Below are 13,872 nucleotides of genomic sequence, written 5' to 3' on the forward strand. Positions count from 1 at the left end.
CTGAAAAGGGAGAGAGTGTTATGAAAATTGGCGTACCTAAAGAAATCAAACCACAAGAACATCGTATTGGATTAACCCCTGAAAGCGTTAAAACTTTAATATCAGAAGGTCATGAAGTTTTAGTTGAAAATAATGGTGGATTTGAAGCTGGTTTTGAAAATGATCAATATACAAGTGTAGGTGCTAAAATTGTTGATAAAGCTGAAGATATTTTCAATGATGCAGATATAATTGTTAAAGTAAAAGAGCCCCAATCAGGTGAAGTTAAGATGATTAGAGAAAATCAAATCGTATACACTTATCTACACTTAGCAGCAGCTAAAGAATTAACAGAGGGTTTGATTAAATCTAAAGGTGTTTGTATAGCCTATGAAACAGTTACAGATGACAATGGCAGATTACCATTACTTGCACCAATGAGTGCAGTTGCTGGACGTATGTCAGTTCAAGCTGGTGCGCATTGTTTAGAAAAAAATCAAAAAGGTAGAGGACTTTTATTGGGAGGTGCTCCTGGAGTAGAAGGTGGAACTGTTGTTATTTTAGGTGGTGGTGTTGTTGGAGAAAATGCTGCTATAATTGCAACAGGAATGGGTGCTAAAGTTCATATCGTTGACAAGTCTGAAGCAAGATTGAAACAATTAGTTGAAATGTTTGGAGATAAAATAATTCCAGAACAAAGTGATAAGATCGATTTAAATCAACTAGTTGCAAAAGCTGATTTATTAATTGGAGGTGTTTTAATTCCAGGTGCTGAAGCTCCAAAGTTAATTACTAAACCAATGTTAAAACTTATGCAAAGAGGATCTGTTATTGTTGATGTTGCAATTGATCAAGGAGGTTGTGTTGAAACGAGTAAACCAACAACCCATGGTGATCCAACTTATATCATTGACGATGTAGTTCATTACTGTGTAGCTAATATGCCAGGTGGAGTTCCAAGAACTTCAACAATTGCATTAAATGCTGCAACACTACCTTATTTAGTTAAACTTGCTAACAAAGGTTATCAAAAAGCTTTAGGCGAAGATAAAAATTTCCTTGCAGGATTAAACGTCCATAAGGGTATGGTGACTTATAAAGCTGTTGCTGATGTTTTTGGACACGAGTTTGTAGCACCGGAAAAAGCTATAACCCAGTAAAAAAGTATGGATAAAATGCTTCCGGCCAAAGCAAAAGTTGTTGTCATTGGTGGGGGGGTTGCTGGTTGTTCTATTGCATATCATCTTGCAAAATATGGTTGGAAAGATACCATTTTATTAGAAAGAGACCAACTAACATCAGGAACCACCTGGCATGCAGCAGGACTTGTTGGTCAATTAGGTGCATCCGCTACAATTACAAGACTTCGTAAATACTCTTTAAATCTTTACAAAGAATTAGAAAAAAAAACTGGTTTATCAACTGGACTAAAACAAAATGGTGCAATCACAGTTGCTAGCACGCCTGAAAGGCTACAAGAATTATTAAGACAAGCAACTGCTGCTCAGTTATTTGATGTTAATGTTGAAACTGTTAGCAAACAAAGAATAAAAGAACTTTATCCTGTTATAAATGATGATGATATTTTAGGTGGGGTATATATGCCGGAAGACGGTCAGGCAGACCCCGTTGGAGTGACTAATGTTTTAGCAAAAGCTGCAAAGATGGAAGGAGCTCAGATATTTGAGAAAACTCCTGTTGAAAAAATATTAATTAAAGACAAAAAAATTGTTGGTGTTCAAACGAAATTTGGCAAAATTGATTGTGAATACGTTGTAATTGCAACTGGGATGTGGTCGAGACAAATTGGAGAGGATATTGGGGTAAGTATTCCATTATATCCAAACGAGCACTTTTACATAATCACAGAACCGTTAGATAAGTTACCTAAAAACTTACCCGTTTTAAGAGACTATAATTCCTGTCTTTATTTAAAAGAAGATGCAGGAAAAATGTTAGTTGGAATATTTGAGCCTAATGCAAAACCTGCGTTCAAAGACAAAGGGGTGGTGCCACAGGACTTTTCTTTTGGTGAGTTTCCAGATGATTTTGATCACTTTGAACCTTATTTAGAAAAATCATTTCAAAGATTACCCATTTTAGAAACTGCTGGTATTAGAAAATTTTTTTCAGGACCTGAATCATTTACACCTGATACACAATACCTTTTAGGAGAAGCTCCAGAGGTGAGTAATCTTTTTACGTGTTGTGGATTTAATAGCATTGGGATTGCAAGTTCAGGGGGTGCGGGCAGAGTTACTGCTGAATGGATGATTAATGGATATATGAATGAAGATTTATTTTCACTAGATATTAAAAGATTTCAAAAATTCCACTCATCTAAAAAATTTATCATGGAAAGGGTAACGGAAACTCTTGGTGATTTGTATGGAATGCACTGGCCTTATAAACAACATCAAACTTCAAGAAATCAAAAATTATTACCGTATCATGAAGAATTAAAAAATGCCGGTGCTTGTTTTGGCCAATCGGGTGAATATGAAAGACCAATGTGGTATGCATTAGAGGGTGCTAAAGCAGAATACGAATATAGTTTTAATTATCAAAATTGGTATCCATCAGTTGAGCATGAATGTAAAAATACAATTACCAATGTTGGTTTGTATGAACTCTCTCCATTTTCAAAATATGAAATAAAAGGAGAGCAAGCACATAGAGAATTACAAAGGATATGTACAGCTAACATTAAAAATGAAATAGGTAGATCAACATATACACAAATGCTGAATGAAGCTGGAGGAATTGAAGCAGACTTAACTGTTATTTGTATTGATAGAAATCATTTTAGAATAATAAGTTCAGCTGCAACAAGAACCCATGATAAGGCACATATTGTAAAATATTTATCTCCTAATTTAGAATTAAAAGATATTACAGATGATCTTATTTGTTTAGGAATTTTTGGACCAAAAAGTAGAAATTTAATTTCAAAAATTTCAAATGATGACTTTAGTAATGAAGGATTTAAATTTGGATATGGTAAATTTATAAGTCTTGGTTCAAAAAAAATTTGGGCTCAAAGATTATCTTATGTAGGTGAATTAGGATTTGAGCTTTATATAGAGAATAAGGATGCTACAGAAATTTATCAGTTAATTGTTGAAGAAGGAAAAAATCATAATTTATCTCACTGTGGGTCGCATGCAATGGATACAATGCGAATGGAAAGTGGATTTTTACATTGGGGTCATGATATTTCACCGGAAGAAAATCAATACGAGGCAGGATTAAATTTTGCAATTAGTTATAAAAAAGAAATCGATTTTATTGGCAAAGAAAGCTTATTAAAAATAAAAGGTAAAAAACAAAACAGAAGGTTTGTTATGCTGTCACTTAAAGATAGTAAGCCAGGCACACCTCTATTATTACATGAAGAACCAATCTATCTGGAAGATAAGATTATAGGAAGAACGACATCTGGGAATTATTCCTTTAATTATAAAAAAAACCTGTCTTTTGGATATGTAAGCTCAATACATTCAAATGAAGTACTTTCAAAAATGAACCTATATATTGAAGTTGCTAAACAAAAATTCCCAGCACTAGTAGAGATAACTCCTCTAAAAGATAAACGTCCTAGATTGTTATAATTTTGTTGCCGAGTTAAATAATTGGTGGTTAAATAATCTCATGCAAAAAACTTATTTTCATGACAGAAAACATATCAGTGAAAAAAAAGTTAATAAAAAAACCATTCCACTACAATATATTGATCAAAAGAGAATTGTAGACATTAACAAATTACTTAACAGGGTAAAAATAGATCAAAAAAATGAAACAAAACGAAAAATAATTTTTTATAGCTCTACTATATTAGGACTTTCTTTATTAGGAACTTTGATCACGTTCTTAAAGTAAACAACTCTCTCAAATACTTGATTGCACTAAATTAAAAAACTATTATAAATCATCAAGAATTAAGTGGCGGGGTAGCTCAGTCGGTTAGAGCGCAGGACTCATAAGCCTGAGGTCAGTGGTTCGATCCCACTTCCCGCTACCAAAAATCAACCCTTATTTAAGGTTGAACATTTTCAAATATCAATTGCTCCACTCATGCTCCAATGAGAATTGGTCATTGCGTTATCTAGAAGAAGAAATAACAAGTGAGAAGCACGTGTTAGATAACAGATTAATTAAAAATTTAAGAACAAGGTGTTCCACTTGAACCTGAACATTTTCCACCTGCTTCATCTCTGATACTATTTTGATTTACTGCCCAAGAGCCATGGATACTTGAATCCCAACCACAATCAGATTGTGCTTGAGCTTGACTTTCTCTTTGGTCTCCACCTACAAGTATTTGATTATAACAATCATTTACAAATTCTCTCATATTACGTTGCCAGCCATCACCAGTGGTTGAAACAATTGTATTATCACACTTTCCATCAGGTGTATTCCATCGTCCTCTATCTTCTTTATAAGCAATCAACAACAATCTACATGCATCAGATGAAATAGGACATCCTCCACCGTCACCGAAACTTGCAAAATGTGAATAGCACACTAATTGAATTTGTCCTTTCCTATGTTGTGATTGCGCTAATGTATCAACTGTTACAGATTCCCATTCTAGATTGTATGGGTTTTTAAAATGACTAAAATGTTGTTGGACTGAAAATGCAAAATTATTACAAGTTGTATTTCCATCCATTTTTTCACTAACCATATTTCCATCTTCATCATATTCTGCAATAAAACTATCAAGACCATTGTTTGCAGCAGCTAATTCTAACTCAATTACTTTTGAAATTGTTTTCCAATTTGCAACAAGCACCCTGTTCTTTGCCATTTTAGTGTAACCTTGAAAACTAACAATACCTACACTTGCAAGAATACCAATGATGGCAACTACCACTAATAATTCAATTAAGGTAAAACCTTTTTTATTATTTATAACTTTCATTTTAAAAAAACATATAAATTTTCAATAGATATCAAATTCGTATTCTATCACTTTATCACGACATTTAGTTATTAGATACAGTTGTCCCTCTGACTGCCAATTATTGCTTAATTCATTTCCACTACTATCTCTTTTTAGAAGAGATACACTACCTCTCATATCATATCTATCTCCATCATAAATTTCCCTCCTTGCAGTACCACCAGAAACAGCACCAGAACCAGTGTAGGGATTAGTCATCGTTTTAAGTGTTGTTCTTGAACCTATATTTGAGTCTGGTTTTCTATGACTATCTTGACTAGAAATATCTCTTACAGTAAGACTGACTAATTGTTCAGTTGTCGTGTACCCCCACTGAGACGCAACTGACATGCCGTTATAGAACATAGTATCACAATCAAATTCCCAAGATTGTTCATTATTCCACAAAAAATTAATTGTTGGGTTAAGCTCACACCACATTATATTTTCATAAACAGCTTTAACTATGGTTCTAAAATTACCTTTGCAAGCTGTTTCTTTAGCCCCAGCTGTATACCCATTATAAGCAACAACCCCGACAGATGATAAAATACCAATGATGGCAACTACCACTAATAATTCAATTAAGGTAAAACCATTTTTAATTTTTTTCATTGATTAAATATTTTTCCCATTAATAGCTAAAATTGTAAGATCATCCTTAATTATACTTTGTTCTTCATTTGACATATTTTGCAATGCACCAAACGCGGAAATTTCTATAAAAATATTTTCCAATTGTGTTGCAATATCGTGATCTTTATTCTTATTTAACAAATCTATTATACCCTCAGCTTCAATTTCATTTCCTTCAAAATCTTTACTTTCGCTTAAGCCATCGCTGTATATATAAAAAATTTTATCCTTCAATGAAATTTTATTTAAAACACTATTTAAATCAAGATTAATAGGCTGAACTCCAAGCGGCGGAATTTTGCTAGAAACATGTTCAGTAATTTTTTTATTCTCTGAAATTATACTTTCTGAATGGCCAGCATTAATAAATTCAAGATTTTTAGATTTTTTATCGTATACAGCAAATATTCCTGTTAAAAATTTTCCTGAACGTAAATTATATAAATTATCATTTATTAATGACACAATTTCAATAAGACTCTTTTTTTCCTCAACAAGGATTTCAAACAATGAGGTAACTCTTGCCATAATGAGTCCTGCATCCACTCCTTTGCCAGAAACATCGCCAAGAGTAAAAAAGATTTTATCTTCTAAATTTTTGAAATTATAAAAATCACCAGAAACATCCAAAGAAGGTACATTTTTTGCTAAAAGAATATTTTCCTCATTATTCTTTGGAAACATGAGTCTTTGTACTCTTGTTCCTTTTTTAAGTTCTTTTTCTGCTGAACTTTTTCTATTTAAAAATTTTAGATTTGTTTTTTCAATTCTTTCCCATGCTTCCTTAGGTGTAAGCCCTTGTTCTTTTGCTAACGCTATTAAGTCTTCCCAATTATTTATTTTTATCATTAAATAAATATTATCAAAATTTATTAATTATGAATTCTGTTATTTTGATACAATATGTTCTGAAAGTGGAGCGACAACACCAATGATGGTGTCAACATCTTGGCTTTCAACATTTAGTTCTTCCAAGGTTTGTTTTAGATGTCCAGCAACTCCATTAAAGTCTTCTTGAGATATTTTCATGCCTTGATGAGCAGTTTTCATATCAAGACCAGTATATTCTTTTGGTCCACCTAAAGCTTGAGAAATGAAATTAGTTTGGTGTGAAATTAAAACTTTCATGTCAGAATTTGTAAAAAACTTTTTCAAATTTTCATCAGCCATAAGCTTTTGATAAAAGTTAATAACAATTTGACCAACTGTTTTTTTTCCACCATATTTTTCAAAAAGTGTTTGAGTCATATTTTTAAAATATACTTATGTTTAATGTAATCAAAGTCATATTATGTTTATTTTGGGTTTTATTTGAAAGCTTTTAATAATTTTGATAAGTTAAAGCTGTTAGTGATTGGAACTAACTTTTTTTGCTCCACTCATGCTCCAATGCTCCAATAGAAGTTGACTAGAGTCTAAGTTTATGTAAATCTGAGTTTAGAAAGAAAAGAGCAGAGACAAAGGAGTTTTAAAGATGTTCTTGCAGGATGCGTTGGCTCCAAGGGTCATGGCGCAGGACTCATAAGCCTGAGGTCAGTGGTTCGATTCCACTTCCCGCTACCATTTCATAATTTTATTTAATTTTGCAACATTCATGGAAACTTTTTTTGGAAATAATTTTTTACCAGATTTTTTTTTGACACTTTTGTTATTTTTTTTTGCAAATGAATAAATTGATTGAATTTTTCCACCAACATTAATTATTCCAGTTTTATCTAAAATTTTAGGTATAATTTTTACAACTTCTTCATGAAATATAAAGTTTGCCTCAATATCATGAAAAGCATATTTGTGTAAAAAAGGTTTTTCACACATTGTAATTCTTAATATTAAAGAATTTTTGTACATAGTAACCGCACACTCACCTCCAAGCTTTGACCATGCGTAATTGTTAACAGGTAATACAGGATCAATTTCATTATAATTACCAATTTTTCCCTCATAAACATAGCCAGTTGAAAAATAAATAAGTTTAATTTTTAGTTCAGAGCAGACTTTTACCATATTGGCTGTACCTATTATGTTTAAATCAATACTTTTAGATATTTGTTTGTCATGAATATTCATTGGTCTCGATAAAGCTGCTGCATGAATCAAATATTTAGGCTTATTTTTTTTTAAATATCTATTTATAGAATTTATACTTAAAATATTTAATTCTTTTTTACTTGGATAAAGGATATCTAATTTTTTATTATCTCTCTTTAAAACTTGGGCAAATCTTCCCTCACCACCCGTGATAACTATTTTTTTTTGCATTAAATTAAATTTTTAAGATATTTTGAATAATTACAGTTACCATAAAACTTAATTGATTTATCAATTTCTTTTTTCCCTATCCATTTATTGTTTAATGCAATTTCTTCTATACAAGCAATTTTAAATCCTTGTCTATTTTCAATTGCCTGCACAAAAGCAATTGTTTTATAATAATCATCAATTGAACCTGTATCTAACCAGGCACCACCTCTTCCAATAAAATCAGCCGATAACTTATTATCTTTTTTATATCTTAACAAAAGATCAATAATTTCTACTTCACCTCTTTTAGATGGTCTTAGTTTTTTTGAATACTGTACAACTTTATTATCAAAAAAATATAAACCGGTTATGGCGTTTTTAGATATAAATTTTTTTGGCTTTTCTTTTAATTGTATAATTTTGTTATTTCTATCTACTTTTGCAACACCAAATAACTCGGGAGTTTGAACACTATGCAATAAAACCTTAGCGCCATTTTTAATTTTTGCACAGTCTAGTAATTTTGAAGTTAGGTTCTGACCATAGAAAAAATTATCTCCTAAAATCATTGCAACGTTATCTTTACCAATAAATTTCTCACCCAAAACAAAAGCATCAGGTAATCCTCTGGGTTTGTCTTGCTCTATATAAGTAATTTTAATTCCTAGATTGTTGCCATTAGGAATTAATTTTTTATATTGATTTAACTGTCCTTTATTTACAATAATTAAAATGTCTTTAATTTTTGCAAGCATTAATATTGAGAGTGGATAAAAGATAAGAGGTTTGTCGTAAATTGGTAAAAGTTGTTTATTAACAGCTTTTGTAAGAGGACTCATTCTAGTTCCCATTCCTCCTGCTAAAATTATTCCCTTTTTAATCATTTTGTACCCAATCTTTTAATAATATCTTTTTTAGATATAGATTTGTAATAGTTATTATTATGAAGATACCATAAAAATGTTTTTTCCAAACCTTTCTCAAAACTAACTTTTGTCTTCCATCTCAAGGTTTTTAATATTTTTTTACTATCAAGTGCATATCTTATGTCGTGACCAGGTCGATCCTTAACAAATTTAATCATAACATTTGAACCAATTAAGTGATTTTTTTTAGCAATTTTTATTAAGGCTTTGCAAATTTCAAGATTATTCAAATTTTTATTTGAACCTATATTGTAAAATTCACCAACTTTACCTTTTTGAAAAACTTTTATTAATGCTTCACAATGATCTTGAACATATATCCATTCTCTTGAATTTTTCCCATTACCGTAAATGGGTAAACTTTTATTATTCAAGATATTATAAATCAATTTTGGAATAAGTTTTTCAGGGTGTTGTTTTGGGCCATAGTTATTTGAACAATTTGTGACTATTGCTGAAATACCGTAGGTTCTAACATATGAACTTACGAGATGATCAGAGGCCGCTTTACTAGCGGCATAAGGTGAACTAGGTTTGTAGGGAAAGTTTTCATGAGATCTTCCTTTTAATATATCCCCATAAACCTCATCTGTAGAAATATGGATTAATTTACTTTTTTTATTTAATTTCAAATATTCTCTAAATATTTCAAGTAGATTAAAAACACCAATAATATTGCTGTTAATAAAACTTTCAGGACTATCAATAGATCTATCTACGTGAGTTTCTGCAGCTAAATTAAAAATACCAATTGGCTTATGTTTGAAAATAATCTTACTAAGTTTATTTTTATTATTTAAATCACATTTGATAAATTTATATTTTGAGTTTTTTAGGTACTCATTTGTATTGTAGAAATTAGATGAGTAGGTAACCTTATCTATATTTATAACCTTATATTTTTTATGGATTAATAACTCAATTAGATTACTACCAATAAACCCAAGCCCTCCAGTTACTATAATATTTTTCATTATAAAATTTCTACATTAATAATAAAAAAAGTATATATTTTAGTTTTTGAATATAATGAATAATTTAGCAAAACTCACTATTGTAATAGTTACATACAAAACAGACAGTACCATTTTAAAAAATTGTCTAAATTCAATAGATAAAAATGTCGAAATTAAAATTATTGAAAACTCTTTTAAGAAAGAAAATCAATTTTTCTCTATCGATAAAAAAAATAATTTATCAATTCATTTTACAGGAAAAAACCTTGGTTACGGAGCCGGAAACAATTATGGTTTTAACCTAGTAAACACCGATTATGTAATAGTAGCCAATCCAGATATAGTTTTTCATAGAACATTTTTTGATAATGTTAAAAAATATCTAGATTCAAGTTTAAATTTTACAATTATTGGGAGCACATACAATCAAGATAAATCTTTCTCATCTTCAGGTGTATTTAAAGAAAATGAGAAAAAGCAGTATAGTAATGACATTGAGTCATCTACAAAAAAAATATTTGAAACGTTAACTAAAGTTGACTGGGTTACTGGATGCATGATGTTAATTAACTTAAAAAAATTTAACTCAAGGAAAATTTTTGATGAGTCATTTTTTTTATATTTTGAGGAATTTGATTTGTGTAAAAATCTTGAGTTAAAAAATGAAAATGTTTTTAGAGCAAAAGACTTACTTATTGATCACCTTGGTTACAAAGGATCTTTTGGATCTGATCCCAAAAATCAATTAGAATCTGAAAAACTAAGAGAGTGGCATTGGATGTGGTCAACTTTTTATTTTTATAAAAAAAATTATGGATATTTATTTGCAATTAAAAAAACTAGTGGAAAATTACTTAGATCATTCTTTAAAGTTGTTTTTTATACAATTACCTTTAATAAAAAAATGAAAAGTAAATATGTTTGCAGACTTAATGGTTTGCTAAATTCAATTATTGGGAAAAATTCATCGTACCGAGTTGATAAAAAATATCAATGACCTGGAAAATCCATTAAATTTTCTATTTTATAACCATTCTTAATTAACTTATCACAACCACCAAGATCAAAAAGATTGATTGCAAAAATAAAAGCGGCAATTTTACCTCCTGAAATTTCTACAAGCTTAGCAGCAGCTTCAGCTGTACCACCTGTTGCAATTAGATCATCAATAATTAAAATAGAGTCATTTTTGTCAATCGAGTCTATATGTACCTCAATAGTTGCCTTTCCATATTCTAACTCAAAATCAATAGAATGAGTTTTAGCAGGTAATTTATTTTTTTTACGAAGTAATATAAACGGCTTTTTTAACAAATAAGAAACGGCTGACGCAAAAACAAAACCCCTTGATTCAATTGCTGCAATTTTATCAATTTTATATTTACTAGATCTTTTAACTATTTGATTAATACATTCTTCAAATGCATCTGCATCTTTGATTAGAGTTGTAATGTCTCTAAATAGAATTCCTTTTTTTGGATAATCTGGAATAGACCTAATATAATCTTTTAAATTCATGATATTAATATATTTATATCTTTAGTAAAAAAAATCTATGGACAAATTATTCCTAGCAGCAATTAAAGAAGAAACTATTGGATTGGACTATTTTAATCACGTTGGTGTTGGAAAAGTTAATGCAACCTATAACACATTAAAGTTAATTAATATTCACAAACCAAAACTAATTATTAATTATGGTACAGTTGGTGCAATTAATACAGATTTAAAAGGAATAGTTGAGTGTACTAAATTCTATCAAAGAGATATGGATGTTAGAGGGTTAGACTTTGAATTGGGAGAGACGCCTTTTGATAAAATTAAAGAAATTATTACATCAAAAGATGGTTATTCTTGTGGAACGGGAGACAGCTTTGTTAATAAAAAGATTGATATGGAAGTTGATGTAGTCGATATGGAGGCATACGCTATTGCAAAAGTTTGTAGGTTGGAAAATATTGAGTTTAAATGTTTTAAATATATATCGGATAATGCGGATGAAAATGCTGATAATGATTGGAACAAAAATCTAGCAAAAGGGGCTAGTGCATTTGCTAATTTAATTAATGCTCAGTTTTAATTTAATTAAGTAAAATATCAAAAAATTGATTAATTGTTGAAAATTATCAATACACCTATATAAAACCGAGCAACTTAATATTAATAAAAAATTATAAGAGGGAATAATTTTTATGACTAAAGTAGGTGAGCACATAACTTTAGACATCATAGGTACTACTCAAGAGTATGACCCTTCAGTTTACGAGAACGTAATTCGTAAAATTGCAAAAGCTGCAGAAGTAACGGTCCTTGAAATTTCAAAGTATAAATTTGAGCCTCAAGGTTTCACTATACTTGCTTTATTAGCTGAAAGTCATATCAGTTTTCATACGTTTCCAGAAAAAGGAATTATTAGTTTTGATTTTTTTACCTGTGGAAAAATTAGCCCTTCTATTGCGCTCGATATTGTTAAAAAAGAATTTAAACATAAAAGAATTGTCACAAAAGCTTTTGATAGAGATACTAAGTCTTTATATCATGACATTTACAGTTCACCTGGATTACAAAAGTCATATGTTGTAAATGAAGTTTTAGAAGATTTTAAATCTAAAGTAGGCCAACATATTGAAATATTAGATTTAGAACAATTTGGTAAATCATTATTCATTGATAACGAAATTCAAGTCGCAACAAATGATGAAGTTTTGTATAGCTCAACATTTGTAAACGCTGCTTTAAAATTAAATAAAGATATGGGAACAGCAGCTATTATTGGTGGTGGAGATGGAGGAGTTGCAAGAGAGTGTACGTCTAAAGGTTTTGATTTTATAGACTGGTATGAACTTGATTCAGAAGTAGTTGAAGTTTGTAACAAACACCTTGGAAGTATTGGTAATAAATCAACTAAGAAAAATTCAGTTAAATGTATTTGGGGAGATGCTTTTGAAAGTATAAAATCTGTTGAAGACGATAAGTACGATAAAATTTTTGTAGATCTTAACGATGATCAGTTTTGCATAGATCTTGCAGCTAATAATATGGATTCGTTAATTAGAATATTAAAGCCAAATGGAGTAATTACCGCTCAAGTGGGTAGTCAAGATAAGAAACCAGAGCAAGTGCAGAAATGGCTAGATGTTTTCAATAAGAATTTTGGAAATACAACTTTGGATAGGGTTTACATCCCAAGTTTTGACTGTTCTTGGAACTTTTCATCATCAATTAATCACTAAAATTTTCTTTTTAAATTATTAAATTTGTGAAATAAATCCTACATAAATCTATGGAGGAAAAAATGAATATATTTAAAAAAACAATTTTAACTGTTCTTGCTTCTTTATTGTTAATTGGAAATGCTTATTCTGATACAATAAAAATTGGAACAGAAGGTGCTTACCCTCCTTGGAACTCTAAGGATGCATCAGGCAATCTTATTGGTTTTGAGGTTGAATTAGCTCAAGAGCTTTGTGCAATTATGGAACGTGAATGTACAATTGTTGAGCAAGATTGGGATGGAATGATTCCAGCTTTATTAATGAGAAAGTTTGATGCGATCATGGCTGGAATGTCTATTACAGCTGAAAGACAAAAAACAATTACTTTTTCACAAGGTTATGCAGACGAAGTTGCGGCCCTTGCAGTAATGAAAGGTTCTAGTTTAGAGGGCATGGATACACCAGAAGGAATCAATTTAACTTTAGGTGGAAGTGCTGTTAAGAAAACTCTTAAGACTTTAACTGCTGCACTTGCTGGAAAAACTGTTTGTACACAAACTGGAACTATTCACCAAAACTTTTTAGAGTCTGGTGATGTAGGTAAAGTAAATGTTAGAACTTACAAAACTCAAGATGAAGTAAACTTAGACTTAACTTCTGGTAGATGTGATGTTGCATTAGCTGCAGCAGTTGCATTCACTGATTATGCGGACAAATCAGGAAAACCAGTAGTATTAGTTGGACCTACTTTTTCAGGTGGTGCTTTTGGTAATGGTGTTGGTGTTGGAATTAGACAAGGCGGAGATGATGCAATCGGTACAAGAGATGCAAAACTTCTTAAAGATTTCAACAAAGCAATTAACACTGCTAGAAAACAAGGAATCATTAGCAAATTAGCGATCAAGCATTTTGGCTTTGACGCTTCTATGTAAATAATATTTTGAAAAGGCGACTATTTAATTAGTCGCCCT

Annotated in this window: 15 protein-coding genes and 1 tRNA gene; 8 read left to right on the plus strand and 8 right to left on the minus strand. The window is 30.5% G+C overall.

The genetic code is table 11. The features are described from left to right. The first annotated feature begins 20 nt into the window (after positions 1-20). The 4 genes from ald to AC5SLN_RS01945 all read left to right on the plus strand — a co-directional run bounded on the left by ald (position 21) and on the right by AC5SLN_RS01945 (position 4,000). Complete coding sequence (gene ald, locus AC5SLN_RS01930) at positions 21-1,139, plus strand: alanine dehydrogenase (RefSeq protein WP_494593849.1); 1,119 nt, start codon at positions 21-23, stop codon at positions 1,137-1,139. Between the two features lie 6 nt (positions 1,140-1,145). Continuing rightward, positions 1,146-3,590 carry a GcvT family protein gene (locus AC5SLN_RS01935; RefSeq protein WP_494593851.1) on the plus strand — a complete coding sequence of 815 codons (2,445 nt, stop codon included), beginning with the start codon at positions 1,146-1,148 and terminating at the stop codon, positions 3,588-3,590. Between the two features lie 40 nt (positions 3,591-3,630). Next, on the plus strand, positions 3,631-3,858 hold the full coding sequence (locus tag AC5SLN_RS01940; RefSeq protein WP_494593853.1) for a hypothetical protein: 228 nt from the start codon (positions 3,631-3,633) through the stop codon (positions 3,856-3,858). Positions 3,859-3,923: 65 nt separating this feature from the next. Continuing rightward, positions 3,924-4,000 (plus strand) — tRNA-Met (locus tag AC5SLN_RS01945). A 141-nt stretch (positions 4,001-4,141) separates the two neighbouring features. On the opposite strand, the gene AC5SLN_RS01950 is transcribed toward AC5SLN_RS01945, so the two are convergent. From AC5SLN_RS01950 to rfbB, 7 genes are all read right to left on the minus strand, one after another. Further along, a complete protein-coding gene (locus AC5SLN_RS01950; protein WP_494587131.1) occupies positions 4,142-4,906 on the minus strand; it encodes a type IV pilin protein in 765 nt (254 codons plus the stop codon). A 21-nt stretch (positions 4,907-4,927) separates the two neighbouring features. Continuing rightward, a complete protein-coding gene (locus AC5SLN_RS01955; protein ID WP_018414267.1) occupies positions 4,928-5,542 on the minus strand; it encodes a prepilin-type N-terminal cleavage/methylation domain-containing protein in 615 nt (204 codons plus the stop codon). A 3-nt stretch (positions 5,543-5,545) separates the two neighbouring features. After that, positions 5,546-6,412: a PP2C family protein-serine/threonine phosphatase gene (locus AC5SLN_RS01960; protein WP_018414266.1), complete on the minus strand. Its 867-nt coding sequence runs from the start codon at positions 6,410-6,412 to the stop codon at positions 5,546-5,548. Between the two features lie 39 nt (positions 6,413-6,451). Further along, entirely contained in the window at positions 6,452-6,811 is a 360-nt protein-coding gene (locus AC5SLN_RS01965; RefSeq protein ID WP_006996981.1) for a group I truncated hemoglobin, read from the minus strand. Positions 6,812-7,120: 309 nt separating this feature from the next. Further along, positions 7,121-7,822 (minus strand): sugar nucleotide-binding protein, encoded by a 702-nt coding sequence (locus AC5SLN_RS01970; RefSeq protein ID WP_494592299.1) that lies wholly within the window; start codon positions 7,820-7,822, stop codon positions 7,121-7,123. Continuing rightward, positions 7,822-8,688, minus strand: a complete 867-nt coding sequence (locus AC5SLN_RS01975; protein ID WP_494592301.1) for a sugar nucleotidyltransferase — start codon at positions 8,686-8,688, stop codon at positions 7,822-7,824. Before AC5SLN_RS01975 ends, AC5SLN_RS01970 begins: the two co-directional genes overlap by 1 nt. Continuing rightward, a complete protein-coding gene (gene rfbB / locus AC5SLN_RS01980) occupies positions 8,685-9,704 on the minus strand; it encodes a dTDP-glucose 4,6-dehydratase (RefSeq protein ID WP_494593856.1) in 1,020 nt (339 codons plus the stop codon). The genes AC5SLN_RS01975 and rfbB overlap by 4 nt, the downstream gene beginning before the upstream one ends. A 55-nt stretch (positions 9,705-9,759) precedes the next feature. Between rfbB and AC5SLN_RS01985 the strand changes: the two genes are divergently transcribed. Beyond that, positions 9,760-10,683, plus strand: a complete 924-nt coding sequence (locus AC5SLN_RS01985; RefSeq protein ID WP_494593858.1) for a glycosyltransferase — start codon at positions 9,760-9,762, stop codon at positions 10,681-10,683. On the opposite strand, the gene AC5SLN_RS01990 is transcribed toward AC5SLN_RS01985, so the two are convergent. Further along, a complete protein-coding gene (locus AC5SLN_RS01990; protein WP_494593860.1) occupies positions 10,677-11,204 on the minus strand; it encodes an adenine phosphoribosyltransferase in 528 nt (175 codons plus the stop codon). The two genes, AC5SLN_RS01985 and AC5SLN_RS01990, sit on opposite strands and share 7 nt — an antisense overlap. A 37-nt stretch (positions 11,205-11,241) precedes the next feature. On the opposite strand from AC5SLN_RS01990, the gene AC5SLN_RS01995 reads away from it, so the two are divergent. The 3 genes from AC5SLN_RS01995 (at position 11,242) to AC5SLN_RS02005 (ending at position 13,833) form a co-directional block, all read left to right on the plus strand. Beyond that, on the plus strand, positions 11,242-11,766 hold the full coding sequence (locus AC5SLN_RS01995; RefSeq protein WP_494577171.1) for a 5'-methylthioadenosine/S-adenosylhomocysteine nucleosidase: 525 nt from the start codon (positions 11,242-11,244) through the stop codon (positions 11,764-11,766). 112 nt (positions 11,767-11,878) lie between these two features. After that, positions 11,879-12,919, plus strand: coding sequence for an adenosylmethionine decarboxylase (gene speD / locus AC5SLN_RS02000; RefSeq protein WP_494593862.1), 1,041 nt, complete (start codon positions 11,879-11,881; stop codon positions 12,917-12,919). Between the two features lie 62 nt (positions 12,920-12,981). Next, positions 12,982-13,833 carry a transporter substrate-binding domain-containing protein gene (locus AC5SLN_RS02005; protein WP_494593864.1) on the plus strand — a complete coding sequence of 284 codons (852 nt, stop codon included), beginning with the start codon at positions 12,982-12,984 and terminating at the stop codon, positions 13,831-13,833. Positions 13,834-13,872: the final 39 nt, after the last annotated feature.

This window comes from Candidatus Pelagibacter sp. PS_31 (genome assembly GCF_059417865.1).